This window comes from Nitrospira sp. (assembly GCA_029194675.1).
Taxonomy (GTDB): Bacteria; Nitrospirota; Nitrospiria; order Nitrospirales; family Nitrospiraceae; genus Nitrospira_D.
In genome coordinates, this window is sequence record JARFXP010000001.1 from 402,904 (window position 1) to 422,016 (window position 19,113).

Here is a 19,113-nt window from a genome sequence, read left to right on the forward strand (position 1 = left end):
CTAGCGTTTGACATTGCCGAATCGGATTGGTGGTTGCGCGCCGCCTCCAACGTTCATGATCTTGCAACTTTGTCCGGCTGTCGACCCAGGGTCGCTATTGCGCCAACCCGGTTTCAATACCTCGCAAACCTTGTACTGGCGCTGCTGCAGTAACGTGAAGTGAACCTTACCCTCGGCATTGGTGGCCTTTTCGTCCAGCAGAATATTAAATTCGTCAAAAAGCTGTACAGACCAACCCGCCAAAGGCTTATCCTTCGTGTTGTCGTAACGGCCGTTGGCATTGCGGTCGCGGTACACGAACGCATCAAAGGATCCATATTGGCGCAGCTGGTAAGTACACGAGAGGCGTTGCGCTGCATGAACACCTATTTGCACCTGACCGGCTACAAGGTCCACGATCGCTCCAGAGTTTTCCGTACACGCAATATTCGCCAGGTACCAACCGGCGGGTACCGGAGCAGTCACTATGGCATCCTGCTTAGCTTTAAAAGTAACGTCCCTGCTCTTGCCATTGACCAGCGTAAAGGTTTCTCCGTTGCTGGCGTTGAAGGTTAGCGAACTGGCGGGCTGCGCATCTAAGGCGATGGTGAGGATCGGGGCGGGAGGAATCGAGATGCTGACGGTGGCCAGGGTGGATCGCATGTAGCCATCGGTGACCCGGAATGCGAATGTGTCTGTTCCAGTATATCCGTCGTCTGGTGTATACACGAATCCGCCAGTTTCGTTTACCTCAAGCGTACCGTGTGCGGGCCTTAGATACTTGGTCATAGGGTCCGCATCCTCGTACTCCATGTCAAGTTTTACGGCGTCTCCATCGGGATCACTCGCGCCGTTCAGGAGATTCCCTTGAGCGATGCCGTCGGCTAGGACGGATTGGTCGGCCGCGGTAGGTGCGCGCTCCTGCTTCACGAGCGCCAGTTGGATCGTGGTATTGATGTCACCATTCATCAGAGGCGATAGCGCCCTGATGTCACTGTCGCTTAGAAAAAACCCTGAAGCATCTCTGAAACTGTCGTGGTTCTTATCGTTTTCGTCATCGATATAGATCCATCCTGATCTCACCGCATTGTACGTTACCCCGATGACCCCATAGTCGAAACCAAGCTGGGGAAAGCTTGACATGACAGCGCCGTCCGATCGGTCTCGTCGAAACCAGCAAAAATGTAAGAGCGTGCGGGATTCGGTGTCGCTGAACTGTTGGTTCTGACCCAAATCGCCGCCCATCCAGTCCTCGTTGTAGAGATCGTTCTCGTCATCGAACTCGCGAACGATTTCCTGAGACCCCGCGGGGCACATTGTACCGAGTTTCAACACGGCATAATCGGTGTTCGTTGGGGCTCCCACGTTCGGGGGCTGATGTCTGCCGAACTTTCTGCCATCCACGCGACAAAATTCCAAACGGGTGTTCCGGTCGGAGCGGATGACGCCATTCCAGCCGGCGCGTTGATTCCCTCCGGTGGGTGTCGGATCGTCTTCGTTGTCCAAATAGACCGTCACTCTATTCTCAACAGGGCAAGCGCTATTGCTATCGGGGATCACGCCTACATCAAAGTCGTTTAACGGCACTGGGGGGTATGCAAGCCTCACGGCGCTCCGATCGTATTCATCCGGCGCGGGGCTGCCGAAGCGAGTGCCGGTGACATGCGCACAATTGTCGCCGTAGGTCATCACGGAATCGAAATCAAAGTCCTTGTTCGGAACGAGGTATCCCTGGCTGGCAGCCGCATCGGTTGTCACAGCAGCAGCGGCAACTAGCGGTTCTTCACTATCTGGCGCTGGCTTGGCACAAGTCGAGGGAGTCAGGGGATGTTGCCATTCGTGCAGAAAGCCGATGGCGTGACCAAACTCGTGGATGCCGTATTCTCTAGCGCAATCAAATTTATACCTGTAAGCCGCGATCTTCGAATTATATTCGATACAGGGGTTGACATTTCCAAACGGCGCAAATTGTGGTCCACCAGGACCGTTAAGCTCTGTCTTCTCCTTTCCGTTCTCGTCTAACACCGGCTTTCCGTTCTTGTCTACCACCTTGCTTGTTCCGGGTAAGCCTGTTGTCCCTTTGGCCTTTTTCCCGATTGCACTATGGTTACCTATGTCGGAGTATATAAAAAGCCCCACGTATTCACTTTTGAGGGCGGGGTTTAGGTCGCCGCAGTTTTCCCATCCGACGAAACGAATCGAGGAGTGCTGCTCCCAACTCGTCCGTAGTGAATCGCGAACTTTGCCTATCACTGTCTCGAGGGATGGGATTGAGTGCACCGCGATATTCTCGGGCGGTTGGCGAAAGGCGCTGCTGCCCGACACGATACAGATCTTCACATAGGTGTATCCAGTTGGCGAGTCTCGCTCTCTCCACGATGTACTGAGATCGAAAACGGCTGCCTCGACAGAAGCCGTCATGCCAAGAGTGAACAGCACCATCACACCCAACACGATCCTATGAAGCGGATTGAGCGTGTATCGGCATGTGATGCGGCTTCCTTCTCGGGCTAGGCTGGTGGCACAAGGCATCAACTCAGAAGTCAGACCCGATGCGGTTGGCCTCAGCGTACCTGCGAATGATGCAACATGAAGGCGCCTCGCCGTACAGTTGATGAGTCTTCTCGTAGCGAACAAGCTTGCCAAGATCCACGTCGAGGACTGATTGTGTTTAACAACACTTCCTGGCGACACCGTAGTCACGAAGAGGCTGGTGATGGCAGATATTATAGTAATGGCATGATCATTCATTGGAATTTCCTTCAACTTGTGATTCCCCGTAGCTTGCTAGAGTTGTTCGACTGCCGGTTCCTTGATCATGATCCGGATCGAGCAATGTGACAGGCATGAACCATACCGAATCGACATAGCTCAACAGGACGGCGGCATAACGTGACGAGAACCAAGAAGGAAAGTTGCCGAGTGGCTCTCACAGCAAGGTGGATGGCAGAAGTGTCAACGGAGATGATGATGAAGAACAAACGGAGCGTTACCGCCCATCGGATAAAACCGTGCTCTATCGGGCGACTACCATGACATTCCAATGGTTCGCTATATCGCACAGTGCGGATCGTGCAGAAACGCGCTCCGGTCTTGTTGGATCGTCCGGTTTCATCGCCGCCTCGTGAGTTTCATCCGTCCTGTGCTGCCGCCGTTCCTCGATCGAGTCGAGATTCGGAACCTGTCGGTCGGAACCGCGCGTCTCGACCTCGTGCTTGATCGTCATGAGAACGAAGTGGCCTTGAGAGTGGCCCGCCGAACCGGCGAGGTGGAGGTCGTGCTCACCGTCTAGGGTGTGTCATCAGTTGAGCCATATGACAGAAGTGGCGAGATGGACAGCGCCGAGGAAGTTGGCAGCGCGTTTCTCGTATCGAGTGGCAATCACGCGGTATTTATTGCTTGAGTGTTGCGAAGAAATTCTCGATCACATGTCTGGCCTTCTACATATCCTTCTCGTATTCGCGCTGTTCCGTGCGGTTTGATTTGGGTGGGATCACGGATTTGACGCCTGATTCTATCAGCCGATTAAGGACACGCTCTTGCGCGTCATACGCCTCGTCGGCCAGGAACGTCTGACTCGTTTCAAGAATGTCGGGCAGCAGGGCATCCGCTCCTTCCCGATCGTGCGCTTGGCCCGGCGTCAGAGGAAAACTTGTCGGATTGCCCAACGCATCGCCACGGGCATGGATTTTGGTGGTCAGCCCGCCTTTTGAGCGCCCGATGCATGCCGTTTCCTGTCCCCCTTTTTACCCCGGCCCTGTGCTGATGCGCACGGACGATCGTGGAATCGATCCTCGTGTACTCGTTATCGGCGTCTTCCGCCAGATGCTTGAAAATCCTTTGCCAGACGCCGCGTTTGCTCCAGCGTGTGTGGCGTGTATGGATCACCCGGAAGTCCCCGACCCGCTCCGGCAGGTCTCGCCGCGCCATGCCGGCACGGTACCGGTGTATCACCGCTTCGATGACCCGCCTGTTCTCCTTGGTCGTCCCGCCAACATGCCCTTCGCGCCCGGGCAGGAAATCCTTGATCCGCTCCCACTGGTCGTCACGTAACGCCTAGCGTCTTGCCATCCATAAGCCCTCCCCTGGCCTATGAGGATAGTGAATCTCTCGCAGACTCGTTTGTGAAGCCGGAAAATTATCCCGCCGCTCACTGATGACACGCCCTAGAAGATGACATAAAAAGGGTGTAATATCCGCAGAAAACATGGCAAGAAGAACTAGAGAAGCGAGTCATAAGTAACATCTCAAACCGCATCCCATATGCCGCTTTGCCGGACCTTTGGGCTATGAAGGAGACTTGAGGTGAAGATTTCTGACGTTGTTTTTGCTTGATTTTCTTCCTCCGGTATCTCGAACCACTGAACTAGCATCTCCGCCCACCCAGATGCGGTGGATTGCGCCGCAGTCTTCTTCAGACGGAGTTCGGTACGGTAGCCTGTTGCGGCAAGGACTCGGATCAACACATCCGTCGAGACACCCTGCGTATTGCCATTCGCAATGGCGGTCACTCGGGTCCTTGATGTTCCGGCCCGCTTGGCAATCGCAGCGTGTGTCAGTCGTCCCGCCTGCCCGCCTGAATGATCTTGGCCAGTACCACGGTCAATTCCGAACGAAACTCCATTTCAGCAGTGTCGGCGACTGAAAGTCCCAAGGCTCGCCCAAGTTCTTCGACCGTACGAACGATCACGCTCTTGCGGGCTTTAGCGGTCGCCATGTAGCACTTCCTTCAGCCGTTGTTGACAGAGCAACGCCAGCTGGATTTTCGTTTGGAGCGTCGAGGAGGAACTTCGTGAGAACTCTCAACTGGCGAGCTTGTGAAATGAAATGCCGGTCATGTCGAGGTCTTTGCCGGCACGAAACAGCCGGTCGACTGCATCGCTGATCTTGAGGGCCGTCTGGCCTGGTATGCTTCTCGTTCCGCAACGTCCGCAGAGCATCGCGTTGACATTTTCTACATCGGCGTAGAACCCGCCGCGCTCAAAGTGCAATGTGGTCCGTCCACGGCGCATGGTGTTCCCGCACTCCGGACACACCTTGCCGCTTATCGTTTTCGTTTTTTTCGAATTTGGCTTTTTATCCATTCGTCTCGTTGGGGAATATACGTGGTGACGATGTCCACCGACCGTCCCGCGCTGAAGTCTACCACAACATGAACGGGAAGCGCATCCGCGTTGCATCCATAGATCAAACACCTTCCCCTGTCTGGATACCGCTCAATGATCTCCCCTGTCCGGATTACGTGAAGCATGTCAGCCACACTGATCCTGTCTTTGAATCCTTCGGTCAGCGCGTGGTCCGTGACAAAGAAGTTGCCCTTTCGAATGAATGCTCGAATGGCAGCAATGTCCATGGCGGCGCAGAATAGCGAAACACTGAGAAAGGGTCAAACACTGGGGCAAATCGCAGCTGGTTAGCACAGACTATCGCATCACCGCTGGAACACTCTAGATCTGGTTCTAAGCTTTCGTCTTGGTCGTCGATGAGGAATCCTGGTCGGTTGCTGTGCTGCTTTCTTTATCTTCAGCCGGTTTCTCTTCTTCCGGCACGTCGAACCATTGGACCAACATCTCTTCCCACCAGGCTTCTGTCACGTCCTCTCCTGGATCGGTCCCCAGGAAGGCCACATTGTCTTTCGTAATGGACGAACCAACGAGCTGCGGTTGGTATTTGGCTCGATTGATGACTTCCTTCGTGGCATAGCCACCGATGATCCAGGAATCCGGATCGGCTCGGCGGGACTTGTAGGCCTTCAAGCCGTGCTTGAGGTACATGAAGATCTGTTGTTGGATCGGATCAGCGACGCCGGACTGGGGCAGACTGAGAGTCTTTTCGATTTGCTTTCGCCAGTGCCGATCATCGTAGCGTGACGTGATCAGCTGCAGCATTTTCTTTCCCAACTCGGTACCAAGCGGCATGGTATTTTTCTGACTCGTTGTTATTTGCGGCCGTAAAGGCCTGTGAACGAGGCCTTTGCGAGGGCGTTCTGGTTGAGATAGTACCCGACCATCGCTCCGGATGCCTCAGGCTTGAGAGGCAATTGGTCTACCTTCAATGCAAACACCGTAAATATGTAGCGATGCGGCTTGTGTCCAGGAGGAGGACAGGGTCCACCGTACCCAGGCTGACCAAAATCTGTCGTGCCTTGTATACTGAATTGCGGAGCGCCAGGGCCGTCAGGCTTTCCCGCATCAGCAACGAGCGCAGTAATATCGGGGGGAATATTGAAGATGATCCAGTGCCACCAGCCGCTGCCGGTCGGAGCATCGGGGTCATACACCGTCACCGCAAAGCTCTTCGTATTCTTCGGCGCATTGGTCCAGCGCAATTCGGGCGAGACATTGCCGCCAGTACATCCGAATCCGTTAAAGACATGCTCATTGACGATTGTACCCTTATGCTTGACGGTTGGGCTGGTGAGTTGAAAATCGGCTGCAGCGCTGATGCCGGGGAGGAGCGCGATCGCAAACAGGATGCTGCCCCATGTCGATCTCATATCTCGTCCCCTCTCCCACAGGATGTCGAAAAAATCCTCCGGCCTCGTGCTCGCATCGCGCCCTGCTTTCTCTTCCTACCCAGCTAGCCGAGATGTTGCTTGAAGAAGGCCTTCGCTCTGGCCCAGGCGTCCTTCGCTGCCTCCGGTCGATACACGGATGGATCGGTGTCTCGGAAAAATGCATGGGGAGCACCAGGATAGGTTTTAATCTCGCCGACTTTCCCATACTTCTTCAACGCCGCGGCCAGTCGCTGGACATCCGACTTGGTAATCCAGCCGTCGTCCTCACCATAGAAATACAGCATCGGACAGGCAAGTTTCTGAATCGGGGTATCAGGATTGGGTACCTGGCCGTAGAACGGAACTGCGGCTTTGATCTCTGGATTGACGCAGGGCAGCATGAGCGCATAGGAGCCGCCCATACAGAAGCCAGTGACGCCAATCCTTGTCGCATCGACTTCTGGAACTGATTTCAGATAGGCCACGGTGGCATTCAAATCGGTCAGCCCATCTTCCTGTTTCAACGTATTCATCAGCTTGCCAGCTTCCCCAGCGTCCGTGGTGAGTGGATGCCCCAGTCGCGAATAGAGGTCCGGAGCGATTGCAACGTAGCCTTCTGTCGCACACCGCTTCGCGATATCCTTTATATGGTCGGTGAGCCCCCACCATTCCTGGACGATAATGATGGCAGGCCGCTTATCCTTGGTCTGTGGAGCCGCCACGAACGCCCGCATCGTCACCACTTTCCCACTCGGATACTGAACGGTCGCCTCTCGGATGGATTCAGCCATGAGTCCCCTCCGCGCAGTCACCCCTGCTACGTTATGAGTGCTGAGCCTTGAGACAGGATAGGAGGAATTTCAACTCAACACTCAGGACTCAACTCTCAGCACTTGTCTAATTGCCTGCCACCATCATCTCGGAAATTTTAAGCGTCGGGCTTGCAATGCGTCCACGGAACACGAGGTCGTTCCCGACCACTTCGATATCTTTGAACATCTGCTTGAGATTCCCCGCAATGGTGATTTCTTCGACAGGATAGGTTACTTCGCCGTTTTCAATCCAGAACCCGCTGGCCCCGCGCGAGTAATCGCCGGTGACCATATTGATTCCGAACCCGATCAGCTCGGTGACATAGAGCCCTTCCTTGACCGAACCGATAATCTCTTGAGGACTCTTCACTCCGGGAACGAGATAAAAGTTCGTCGGGCCGACTGAAGGACTTTCGCCGACACTCCGCGACGCATTTCCGGTCGACGGCAGGCTCAGCTTCTTTCCGGAATAGGTATCGAGCAAATAGCTTTTCAGCACGCCACGCTCCACGATCGTGTTCTTGCGCGTGGCCAACCCTTCGCCATCGAACGGGCGAGATCCGAGACCTCCGACCATTCGACCGTCGTCGTACACGGTCATCAGATCGGATGCAACCACCTGGCCCATTTTGTCGAGAAGAAACGAGGCACGCTTGTAGAGACCGTAGCCGGACACAGCGCTGCATAGGTTTGCGAGCAGACTCCCGGCCGTTTCTTGATCGAACACGACCGGCACTCGCTTCGTCGCCACCTTGCGCGCCCCCAGTCGGCGAATGGCTCGCCTGGCCGCCTCCTGCCCGATCGACTCTGCGGATGCCAACCGCGCAAACTTGCGCTGGACCTCGTACCAGGCATCTCGCTGCATGGCCCCGGTTCCGGACTCGGTCGCAATCGGAGAGACGGACAGCGAAAAATTTGAACTCTTGTAGGACCCGACGAATCCGTGGCTGTTCGCCAGCACCACTCGTCCGGACGACGAATCGAATTCCGCACCTTCAGAGTTCGTCACCCGTGGGTCGGCAGCAAAGGCCGCCGCTTCTCCGCGCTTGGCCCAATCGATCTGCGTTTCCGTATTGACCACCGTCTCATCATAGAGATCGAGGCTCGGCTGCTCTGTGGCCATCTGAGCCGCATCCGGCAACCCTGATACATCATCCTCAACCACCGCCCTGGCCAAGGTGCAGGTATCTGCAACAAGCCGTTCGAGGGAGTCTTGCGTGAAGTCGGACGTGGATGTGGTCGCCGATCGCTTTCCGATGAAGACGCGCAGTCCTAACCGCTTCTCCCTCGCCTTCGTCAATCGATCGACCGCGCCGACCCGTACTTGGACCGAAAGGGTCTCTCCATCGGCCACCACGATATCGGCCTCTGTTGCGCCGCAGGCTTTCGCACGAACCAGGACATCGGCAGCCAGCTCAGCATAGCCGTTGACGGTTGCGACGGGCTGTATTCCTCGTTGCTCTTGAAGCACGTATCCTCTTTTCCGGTCATTTGCCGTTAGTCACGAGTCGCTGCGCGGGCCTTTCAAAGCCCGAATGACTGATGACTCTCGGCTCTCCTACCGTTGCGTACCGCCGACCGTAATTTCGTCGATCTTGATTGTCGGCAAGCCCACGCCGACCGGCACAGATTGGCCGTCCTTGCCACAAGTGCCGATGCCATTGTCGAGCTTCAGATCGTGTCCGACCATGGACACCTTGGTGAGGATCTCCGGTCCATTCCCGATCAACGTGGCTCCCTTCACTGGTGTCGTGATCCGTCCGTCCTCGATGAGGTAGGCCTCGCTGGCGGAGAACACGAACTTCCCATTGGTGATATCAACCTGCCCGCCACCGAACGAGATGGCGTACAGCCCCTTTTTCACCGATCGGATAATGTCCTGAGGATCCGACTCCCCGGCTAACATGAAGGTATTCGTCATTCGAGGAAGCACCACGCTTTGATAATTCTCACGCCGACCGTTGCCGGTGAGAGGAATCCCCATGAGGCGTGCGTTGAGCTTATCGGTGATATAGCGGCGGAGGATGCCCTTCTCGATCAGTGCGGTGCAGCTGGTCGGCGTTCCCTCATCATCCATATTCAACGAGCCTCGGCGAAAGGGAAGGGTTCCATCATCGACGATCGTACAGACGTCCGATGCCACGCGTTTTCCAACCAAATTTGAGAAAGCCGATGTTTTTTTCCGGTTGAAATCGGCTTCCAATCCATGTCCGATCGCTTCATGCAACAGAATACCAGGCCATCCGCCGGCCAACACAACGGGCATCACCCCGGCCGGAGCATCCACTGCGGACAAATTAAGGATCGCCTCTCTCGCGGCTTCTCGCGCATAGCTCAAGTGTCGATTGTCCTCACGGTAGTACTCGAACCCAACCCGGCCTCCTCCACCGAAGCTCCCGACCTGTCGATTGTCACGATCCTCGGCAATACAGGTGATTTGCAGACGGGACAACGGTTGAATGTCGCCGACCAGCGCCCCATCAGAAGTCGCAACAGCCACCACCTTGTATTCAGTGTTGAAAGAAGCCATCACGTTCTTAATGCGGGGATCGTACCGCCTGGCTTCGGCATCGATTTCATTCAATAACGTCACACGATCGGCCGTCGCCACCTCGGCCTTCGCCCGTTCAATCGGATACAGGTCTCTGGTTGGTCGACGCTGGGTAGGCACCGGAACGGGTGAATCTCCCCTGGGGGAATTGGCGATGTAGCGTGCCGTATCGGCCGCAATCTCCAGATCCTTCTTCGTGAGTTCGTCCGAGTATGCAAACCCTGTTTTTTCGCCGGCGGTCGCGCGGACCCCGACCCCTTGAGACACGCTCTTCGCAGCGCGTTTGACGATACCTTCCTCCATCGAAACCGACTCCGACGTGCGGGATTCGAAATAGAGATCCGCGTAATCAACGTCCCTCACGTTCAGCCGATCGAGCGCATGCTGGGCTTCGAGTTCGGTGACACCGAATTTGGCTAGCTGAACCGGCTCAAGCATACTATGGTTTCCTCCTCGTCCCTGTCGGCTGATGGGCGAGTATAGCCCATTCATTTCCGCCGTCGCAATGCGACTCGTCACAGAGCGGGTTGTTGAGGCCGTTTCCGAGTTATCGTTTGACATTCCTTACCCCCGACAGTAGACTTTCCCCACTTCTCTCCCTTAATAACTAACGCTGGACATGAGGAGAGCGCTCTAGGCTCGTATGGCACACCACCCGACTTCAAGTTTCGACCATCTGTCAGAGAGCGAATTGACCGCCAAGTTGGAGCCGGAATTGCTTCCGAAACATGTCGCGGTCATCATGGACGGCAACGGTCGGTGGGCGGAACTCCGTGGTCTCCCTCGCATCGCAGGCCATCGCGAAGGCATCAATTCCGTCAGAGAGATGATCACCCTCTGCCTGGAACTCGGCATCCATGCTCTGACCATCTACGCGTTTTCGCAAGAAAATTGGAACCGCCCGACACAAGAAATCAGCGCGCTCATGGGGCTCTTAGAGCATTACCTTTCTACGGAACGGGCCAGCTTGATTGAGCAAGGTGTTTGCTTCCGTGCCATCGGCCGCCACGAACTGCTCCCCCCATCGGCCCAACACTGGGTTCGCATGACCGAGAAAGAAACGGGTCACCTCGATAAGCTGATCCTGACGGTCGCCCTCAGCTACGGAGGACGAGCAGAAATCGTCGACGCAGTGAAAACGCTGCTGGAGGACGTCCAGACGGGAACTGTGCAACCGGGCCTTATCGATGAAACCACGATCCAGCAGTACCTTTACACACACTCGCTCCAGGACCCGGATTTACTGATTCGGACGAGCGGAGAAACCAGAATCAGCAACTTTCTCCTGTGGCAGCTGGCCTACACAGAGTTGTGCTTCACGCCGACCTTGTGGCCGGATTTTCGGCGTCGAGAGTTCCTGCTCGCGCTGATCGAGTATCAACGACGGGAGCGCCGCTTTGGCCGAGTGCTGAGCACCGTCTCTTCGTAACCCTTGTGGGACATCCACCCACTACCGAAGGCCCCCCTCGCAGCTCGATATCCGTGACCACCCCACCAGCACGCACCCAAGGGTTCGATCTCCGGCGTCTCTATACGGCAGCCGCGCTTATTCCGACGGTCTATATCATCATCGTGCACCTCGCTCCATGGGCCTTGACACTGTTGTTGATCGCCGTAGGGTCCATTGCGTTAGTAGAGTTCTATCAAATCTGTTTTCAACCTCGTGTCAACCGCCTCGCGGTCGGAGTCGGACTTGCAGCATTTGTCCTGGTCGTAGCGCGCGATCACTTGTCTCTCGCTTTGACCCCTCTTCTGGCTGCCTCGGTCCTCGCTGTGTCGATCGCTGTTTCCATTTCATCCGATCACACTGATCACAGGTGGAAAGGTACCCTGATTACCCTCTCCGGTATGCTGTATCTCGGCTTTCCCCTCAGCACAGTGGTATCGACCCGTTCCTTGCCGACCGGCGAATTCCTGGTCCTGTTTCTGGCGGTAGTCACATGGGCTTCTGACACCGGCGCCTACTACGCTGGAACCCTGTGGGGTAAACACCCCCTCTTGCCGTCAGTCAGTCCCAAGAAGACTTTCGAAGGAGTCCTCGGAGGGCTCGCACTAGCCGTTGGTACCGCATTATTGGCTCAGGGGTGGTTTGCCTCACAACTCTCACCGTCAGATGCGTTGATCCTTGGCGTGCTTTTGACAGGAACGGGCCTTCTCGGCGACCTGTTCGAATCGATGATCAAACGTCGGACGGGCGTCAAAGATTCCGGTGGAATCCTGCCCGGCCATGGCGGTATGTTGGATCGACTCGATAGTCTCTTGTTCACCGCCCCCACCTTCTACTACTATGTCGCCTACGTACGCGGCCTGTCGCCGCCTCTATAAGAGAACTGAGAGGAGAGGATATGAAGTCGATTATCATCCTGGGATCGACCGGATCGATCGGAACCAACACGCTCGATATCGTCCGACGGTTTCCTGAGGAATTTCGGGTCGTCGGACTGACGGCCGCCAATAATATTGACAAGCTTGAAGCGCAGATCCGCCAATTCAAACCCAAAGCCGTGGCGCTCTCCACTGAGTCCTCTGCCGCTTTGCTCCGAAACCGCTGTGCCGATCTCCCGGTGGAGGTCATGGCAGGAGAAGATGGCATCACACAGGTGGCATCGGTGCTGGAAGCCGAATTGGTGATTTCCGCCATCGTGGGAGCGGCTGGACTCGTTCCGACCTTGTCGGCCATCCGGAGCGGAAAACACATTGCCCTGGCCAATAAGGAGCCGATGGTGATGGCCGGTAAACTGATGCAGGATGAGGCCCGAAAACATGGTGTCAGGATTTTCCCGGTGGACAGCGAACACAGTGCCATCTTTCAATCGTTGGAAGGGCATCGGATTGAAGATGTCCGGCGATTGATTCTCACAGCATCCGGCGGAGCGCTCTGGACACTGACCCCGGAGCAGCTCCTGAATGTGACACCGGAACGAGCCCTGCAGCATCCCAACTGGAAGATGGGATCCAAAATCACCATCGACTCGGCCACGTTGATGAATAAAGGATTGGAAGTTGTGGAAGCCCGCTGGCTTTTTAATATTCCCGAGTCCAACATCGACGTGTTGGTACATCGAGAAAGCATCATCCACTCTCTGGTAGAATACAAGGATCGCTCCATGATCGCCCAACTGGGACTTCCAGATATGCGAACCCCTATCTCCTACGCGATGCGCCATCCCGCGAGAATGGCCCTTGACCTCCCTTCACTGGATTTGACGGAGATCGGGCAATTGACCTTTTGCAAACCCGACCATGATCGCTTTCCTTGCCTCAATCTCGGGTACGAGTCGCTTCGAATCGGCGGCACTCTGCCAGCCGCAATGAATGCCGCGAACGAAATCGCCGTCGACGCGTTCCTCAACCATGGCCTTCGCTTCAGTGAAATCCCTCAGGTCATTCGCAGTACGATGGAAGCTCATGCCCAGCAGGAGATTACCTGCCTTGATGATGCACTGGAGGCTGATCGATGGGCTCGAGAAAAGGCCGGATCGCTGGTGCATGCGTTCGCTCGCTGACGATCGTTTGCATTTCACGCCGCGAATGTTAGAGTAGAAGAACACAACCATGACACGGAGCTCCTGATGACGTCCGTACTTGCCTGGTCCCCTGATACATTGTGGCTGCTCCTCCAGAAAGCCTGGTGGTTCCTTGTGGTGCTTGGCGTGCTGGTCGCCTTCCATGAGCTCGGTCATTTTCTCGCCGCTCGGTGGGTCGGAGTGAAAGTTCTCAAGTTTTCCATCGGTTTCGGTCCGAAGATATTCGGCCGCCAGGTCGGCGAAACCGAGTATCTCGTCTCTGCTGTACCACTCGGCGGGTATGTCAAATTGTTCGGGGAGGATGAGGCGGAGGCAACAACACCAGACGACCGCCGGCGATCGTTTTCGCACCAAGGCCTGTGGGGGAAGGTCCTTATCGTGGCGGCGGGCCCGGGGTTCAATTTTATTCTGGCCTATCTGATCTTCGCCGGTTGGTTGTCCACTGGTGCGCCGTTGTTTGTCCCGACGTTCCGCGATCTGAGCGCCGACGTCGAAGCCTTGGTTCCCGATTCTCCCGCAGCGATGGCAGGGATGGAAGTCGGCGACCGCATCGTCAAGGTCAACGGCAAAGACATCTCGACCAAAACGGAGTTGCTCGATCTCGTCTCCAAGAGTAAGGGCCAGTCTGTCTCACTCGAAATCCGACGAGCTGACCTGCTGAAAACACTGACCGTGACTCCTATTCCAGTTACTGGAGATGAGGCCGGTGGAGACGAACCGCTGTATACGATCGGCGTTGAGGAAACGCCTCCGCTCGTCACCTCGGTCATGCATGGATCGCCCGCCTCCCTGGCCGGATTCAAGCCAGGCGATCGAGTGGTGACGATAGAAGGCGAAGCCATCTATACGTGGGCGCAGATGACCACCCGGGTAAGGGAACACCCGCAGAAACCGCTGAAGATCGAGGTCCTCCGCGACGGAAATCGTACCGCACTGACAGTCACGCCGACCAGCGACAAGGTGACCGTGAATGGACAGACTCTGGAAGTGGGGAAAATCGGCATCTCGGGACCTGGCCGTTCGTTGATGCATTCCGACAACGCCGCAGAGGCTGTGTATCAAGGACTCGAGGCCACATGGGGATGGACCGAACTAACCACGATTGGCCTCTACAAAATGATCGTGGGCGATATTTCGAGCAAGAATATCGGTGGACCGCTGACGATCGCCAATATTTCCGGTGAGGCTGCTTCCCAGGGCGCCTCCAGCGTCGTGTTCCTGATCGCAATCCTGAGCATCAACCTGGGTGTCCTCAATTTATTGCCGATCCCGATCCTCGATGGTGGCCACTTGCTCTTTTTCTTGATTGAGGGCGTTCTCCGCAAACCGCTCGGTGAACGGCAGCGAGAATTTGCCCAGCAAGTGGGATTGGTATTACTGGTCGGTGTGATGATCTTCGCCTTCTGGAACGATCTGGAACGTATCTTCTCCCGCTAAACCTTTCATGAAAACCTCGCAGTTACTCATCCCTACTCTACGGGACGATCCCGGTGAAGCGGAGACCGTCAGCCATCGATTGATGCTGCGCGCCGGACTGATCCGAAAAGTGGCAGCCGGGATCTATACCTATCTTCCACTCGGTCTCCGTGTGATCCGGAAAATCGAGCAGATCATCCGCGAGGAAATGAACCGCGCCGACGCGCAGGAACTGTTGATGCCGATCGCGTCCCCTGCCGAATTATGGAAAGAAACAGCCCGCTGGGACTACTACGGAAAGGAGTTGTTGCGCTTCAAGGACCGTCATGAACGCGATTTTTGCTTGGGACCGACACATGAGGAAGTCATTACCGATCTGTTCCGGCGGGAAGTGCGTTCCTATCGCCAACTCCCGCTGAATTTCTACCAGATCCAAACCAAATTTCGAGATGAGATCCGCCCACGATTTGGTCTCATGCGAGGGCGGGAATTCATCATGAAGGATGCCTACAGTTTCGACGTCGATGAGGTGGGGGCCAAGGTCAGCTATCAGAAGATGTACGATGCCTATACCCGGATCTTCACGCGATGCGGACTCACGTTTCGGGCGGTTGAAGCCGACACGGGTCTCATCGGCGGGGACGTCTCGCATGAGTTCATGGTTCTGGCTGATACGGGCGAAGCGACGGTGGCGTACAGCGACCAGGGTTCTTACGCCGCCAATCTTGAACGGGCGGAAGTCCTTCCTGCTGTTGAAGTTGATGCAGCGTCTCTTCTGCCACTGACTCCGATCTCAACGCCCCAACGACGGACGGTTGAGGAAGTCACGGCCTGTTTGCAGATTACACCGCGACAACTGGTAAAGACCCTCTTGTACCGGTCAGGGGAGGAGACTGTCGCGATCTTGATTCGAGGAGACCACGAAGTCAACGAAGTCAAATTAGCGCGGCTGCTCAAAGTAACCGATGTTCTGCTGGCCGATCCCGAAACGGTCCAACATGTAACAGGGGCTCCTCCAGGATTTGCCGGACCAGTCGGCTTGCGGCACGTACGAATCTTGGCGGATCACGCCATTCGGGGAATGAAAAACTTCGTCATCGGTGCCAACAAACCCGACACCCACTATCAAAACGCCAATCTCGACCGCGATTTCACGGTCGAACTATTCGCCGATCTTCGCAATGCCCAAGCCGGCGACCCTTCTCCTCGAGGACCTGGTGTACTCATGCTCGCCAAAGGGATCGAAGTCGGGCAGGTGTTCCTGCTCGGCACCAAGTACAGCGACAAAATGAACGCCACCATCCTGGACGATCAAGGCAAGGAGCGCCTCGCCATCATGGGTTGCTACGGCATCGGCGTCGGTCGGACGGCCGCTGCGGCAATCGAGCAACATCACGATGAAAAAGGGATCATCTGGCCGTTTCCCATCGCGCCATTCCATGTACATCTCCTCACAGTCAGCCAATCAGAAAAGACTATCGAGGCTGCCGCGCATCTCTATTCCGACTTGACGGCGGCGGGCCTCGAAACATTGTGGGACGACCGGGCCGATCGCGCCGGCGTCAAATTCAACGATGCCGATCTCATAGGCGCTCCCTTTCAGATCGTCGTCGGCGACAAAGGCCTCGCAGACGGAGTCGTGGAGATCAAGATTCGACGGACAGGAAACAAGTCCCGCATCGCACCCGGCGACCTTGTCGCCCAACTCAGAACACTTTCCATCGAAGCCGATCCGTCCGTGGCTTGACCCACACGTCGGCTTGCGACTGAGCATCGCCTCACATTTTTCGGAAATGGCCGACATAAAAAGGCCTTTTCCTTGCCTTCCCAGGTCATTCCGTTAGACTGAAATTCGATTCGGAGATCGGTGACCTATACATGGCGGCGCCTGCCGATCCGGCATACAATCTGATTCATTCACGTTTCGATCTCAGAGAAGCTACAGTCGGATGCACACCAAGCCGATGACTCAGAATGTCCACGAGCTGCAGCAAAAGGTCGAACACACGGAGCACGTCAAACGCATTACGATCCAGATTCACGCGGCCAGCAATCTCGACCACATTCTCCTCGACCTGCATAAAGACATCTTAAGTCTGTTCGATGCGGAAGATCTGACGCTTTTTGCGTTCGACTCCGAAAAGAAGGAAATTTTCTCCAAAGTTCCTCATATCGACGGCGTTGAAGAGGTCCGCATCCCTATTACCGAGCAGAGTCTCGCCGGTTTCTGCGCCAAATACCTTCGCCCCGTCAATATCGCTGATGCTTACAACATCGCTGAACTTCATGCGATCCATCCATCTTTGCTCCACGACACGTCCTACGATAAACGCACCGGCTTCAAGACCAAACAAGTCTTAACCTACCCGATCGTCGCCGACAATAAATACCTGATGGGAGTCCTCCAACTTCTCAATAAAAAGAGCGGAGGTCGGTTTACCCGAAGAGACGAAGAAGCCGTCGACGAGATCGCCAAAGCGCTGGGAATCGCATTTTTCAACCTTCGAAAGACGTCCAAAAAAACTCCCACGAAGTTCGACCTCTTGGTCAGCACCAATCGAATCACCCAGAACGAACTCGACCAGGTCATCGCCGACTCCCGAAAAGGGATGAGCGATCTGGAAAGCATTCTGATCGAAAAACACAAGGTTCCCAAACTCGATATCGGCCGATCGCTCGCTCAATTCTATAAGTGCCCGTACATCGAATACAGCGAACGCACCGTTGTCGATGTGGAGCTGCTGAAGAATCTCAATGTCGACTACCTGAAAAAGAACCATTGGATGCCGCTCAAGCGAGACCGCATGGCGATCGAGATTCTGACCGACGATCCGGGTGACCTGGATCGCGTTCAAGACATCAAGAGGACGTTCCCTGGCCTCAACATTCGGTTCGCCGTCAGTCTCCGCCGCGATATCGCCCAATTTCTGAGTTCGGCCACCGGACAGAGCGACAGCGGAGGACGGAAGCTCGACGAAAATGTTTCCGACATTCTCGGCGAACTTGTCACCGAGGCACAGGCCGAGGCGATGGAGGACTCCGCTGCCGCCGCCGGAGGATTGGATGAAAACGACAGCGCGATCGTCCGTCTGGCCAACCAAATCATTGCCGATGCCTATCGTCAGAATGCGTCGGACATTCACATCGAGCCGTACGGAGAAAAACGTGAAACCTTGGTCCGTTTCCGTGTCGACGGTGACTGTTTCGAGTACATGAAAATCCCGCAGAGTTACCGACGGGCGATCGTCTCCCGACTCAAGATCATGGCCAGCCTGGACATTGCCGAGCGCCGTAAACCCCAAGATGGAAAGATCAAATTCAAGCTCTCGGAGACGAAGGAGATCGAGCTCCGCGTCGCGACCCTTCCCACAGCCGGATACAATGAAGACGTGGTCATGCGTATCCTCGCAGCGAGTGAGCCGCTGCCTCTCGACAAGATGGGGTTCTCGGAACGGAATCTCAAAGTGCTCAAGGAGATTTCGGAAAAACCGTACGGCATCATCCTGTGTGTCGGACCGACGGGTTCCGGTAAAACGACGACGCTGCACTCAGTCCTGGGCAACATCAACACGGCAGACATCAAAATATGGACGGCCGAAGATCCGGTTGAAATTACGCAATACGGTCTGCGTCAGGTACAGGTCCAACCGAAGATCGGTCTGACATTCGCCAACGCGATGCGCGCATTTCTCAGAGCCGACCCCGATGTCATCATGGTCGGAGAAATGCGGGATAAAGAGACGGCCGACACAGGCATTGAAGCATCACTCACCGGTCATCTGGTCTTGAGTACATTGCACACCAACAGCGCTGTCGAAACGGTCACCCGTCTGCTCGACATGGGTTGCGATCCGTTCAGTTTTGCCGATGCCATGCTGGGTGTGCTCGCACAACGGTTGGCTCGCCGGATCTGCAAGGACTGCAAGGAACAGTACATCGGAACCAAAGAGGAGTACGAAGAACTCCGACTGGGGTATGGGCCGGACTACTGGGATAAGCTCGGAATTAAACAGGATAATACTTTCAGGCTGTCCCGTGGGAAGGGATGCGAAACGTGCAACCGGTCCGGCTTTAGGGGTCGGGTCGCCTTACATGAACTCCTCTTGGGTACAGATCAGATGAAGCGAATGGTGCAACAAAAGGCTCGCACTGAGGAAATGCTGAAAACCGCCATCGCGGAAGGGATGACGACGCTCGTGCAAGACGGTATTCAAAAAGTCCTACAAGGCCACACGACATACAAAGAGGTCAAAGCGGTCGCCATTAAATAGTCTTTCAACTTACCGCGGTGCAACATGATTTCTGGAGCCTGCCCCTTTCACCCCCTCCCCA

General features: G+C 55.6%; 15 protein-coding genes and 1 pseudogene. 7 read left to right on the forward strand and 9 right to left on the reverse strand.

Going from position 1 to position 19,113, the window contains the following annotated elements:
- On the reverse strand, positions 1-2,421 hold the full coding sequence (locus tag P0120_01865; protein ID MDF0673077.1) for an Ig-like domain-containing protein: 2,421 nt from the start codon (positions 2,419-2,421) through the stop codon (positions 1-3).
- A 601-nt stretch (positions 2,422-3,022) separates the two neighbouring features.
- Here P0120_01865 and P0120_01870 point away from each other — a divergent pair.
- Positions 3,023-3,271, forward strand: coding sequence for a hypothetical protein (locus P0120_01870; GenBank protein ID MDF0673078.1), 249 nt, complete (start codon positions 3,023-3,025; stop codon positions 3,269-3,271).
- A 9-nt stretch (positions 3,272-3,280) separates the two neighbouring features.
- On the opposite strand, the pseudogene P0120_01875 reads toward P0120_01870, so the two are convergent.
- From P0120_01875 to tldD, 8 genes and pseudogenes are all read right to left on the reverse strand, one after another.
- Positions 3,281-4,008: pseudogene (locus P0120_01875) on the reverse strand (IS5 family transposase).
- A gap of 526 nt (positions 4,009-4,534) precedes the next feature.
- Positions 4,535-4,696 (reverse strand): hypothetical protein, encoded by a 162-nt coding sequence (locus P0120_01880; protein ID MDF0673079.1) that lies wholly within the window; start codon positions 4,694-4,696, stop codon positions 4,535-4,537.
- A gap of 85 nt (positions 4,697-4,781) precedes the next feature.
- Positions 4,782-5,063: a YgiT-type zinc finger protein gene (locus tag P0120_01885; GenBank protein MDF0673080.1), complete on the reverse strand. Its 282-nt coding sequence runs from the start codon at positions 5,061-5,063 to the stop codon at positions 4,782-4,784.
- 375 nt (positions 5,064-5,438) lie between these two features.
- Positions 5,439-5,897 (reverse strand): hypothetical protein, encoded by a 459-nt coding sequence (locus P0120_01890; protein MDF0673081.1) that lies wholly within the window; start codon positions 5,895-5,897, stop codon positions 5,439-5,441.
- 20 nt (positions 5,898-5,917) lie between these two features.
- The gene (locus P0120_01895) at positions 5,918-6,475 is read right to left on the reverse strand and encodes a YbhB/YbcL family Raf kinase inhibitor-like protein (GenBank protein ID MDF0673082.1); all 558 of its coding nucleotides are present in this window, start codon (positions 6,473-6,475) and stop codon (positions 5,918-5,920) included.
- 83 nt (positions 6,476-6,558) lie between these two features.
- A complete protein-coding gene (locus tag P0120_01900) occupies positions 6,559-7,266 on the reverse strand; it encodes a dienelactone hydrolase family protein (protein MDF0673083.1) in 708 nt (235 codons plus the stop codon).
- Between the two features lie 106 nt (positions 7,267-7,372).
- Positions 7,373-8,758 carry a metallopeptidase TldD-related protein gene (locus tag P0120_01905; GenBank protein ID MDF0673084.1) on the reverse strand — a complete coding sequence of 462 codons (1,386 nt, stop codon included), beginning with the start codon at positions 8,756-8,758 and terminating at the stop codon, positions 7,373-7,375.
- Positions 8,759-8,845: 87 nt separating this feature from the next.
- The gene (tldD, locus tag P0120_01910; GenBank protein MDF0673085.1) at positions 8,846-10,276 is read right to left on the reverse strand and encodes a metalloprotease TldD; all 1,431 of its coding nucleotides are present in this window, start codon (positions 10,274-10,276) and stop codon (positions 8,846-8,848) included.
- 205 nt (positions 10,277-10,481) lie between these two features.
- Here tldD and P0120_01915 point away from each other — a divergent pair, with 205 nt between their 5' ends.
- The 6 genes from P0120_01915 (at position 10,482) to P0120_01940 (ending at position 19,052) form a co-directional block, all read left to right on the forward strand.
- A complete protein-coding gene (locus tag P0120_01915) occupies positions 10,482-11,267 on the forward strand; it encodes an isoprenyl transferase (protein ID MDF0673086.1) in 786 nt (261 codons plus the stop codon).
- Positions 11,268-11,320: 53 nt separating this feature from the next.
- Positions 11,321-12,163: a phosphatidate cytidylyltransferase gene (locus P0120_01920; GenBank protein MDF0673087.1), complete on the forward strand. Its 843-nt coding sequence runs from the start codon at positions 11,321-11,323 to the stop codon at positions 12,161-12,163.
- A gap of 20 nt (positions 12,164-12,183) precedes the next feature.
- The gene (locus P0120_01925; protein MDF0673088.1) at positions 12,184-13,344 is read left to right on the forward strand and encodes a 1-deoxy-D-xylulose-5-phosphate reductoisomerase; all 1,161 of its coding nucleotides are present in this window, start codon (positions 12,184-12,186) and stop codon (positions 13,342-13,344) included.
- Positions 13,345-13,410: 66 nt separating this feature from the next.
- Positions 13,411-14,802, forward strand: a complete 1,392-nt coding sequence (gene rseP, locus P0120_01930; protein MDF0673089.1) for an RIP metalloprotease RseP — start codon at positions 13,411-13,413, stop codon at positions 14,800-14,802.
- Between the two features lie 7 nt (positions 14,803-14,809).
- Positions 14,810-16,528, forward strand: coding sequence for a proline--tRNA ligase (locus P0120_01935; protein ID MDF0673090.1), 1,719 nt, complete (start codon positions 14,810-14,812; stop codon positions 16,526-16,528).
- Between the two features lie 217 nt (positions 16,529-16,745).
- Positions 16,746-19,052, forward strand: coding sequence for a GspE/PulE family protein (locus P0120_01940; protein ID MDF0673091.1), 2,307 nt, complete (start codon positions 16,746-16,748; stop codon positions 19,050-19,052).
- Positions 19,053-19,113 lie beyond the last annotated feature (61 nt).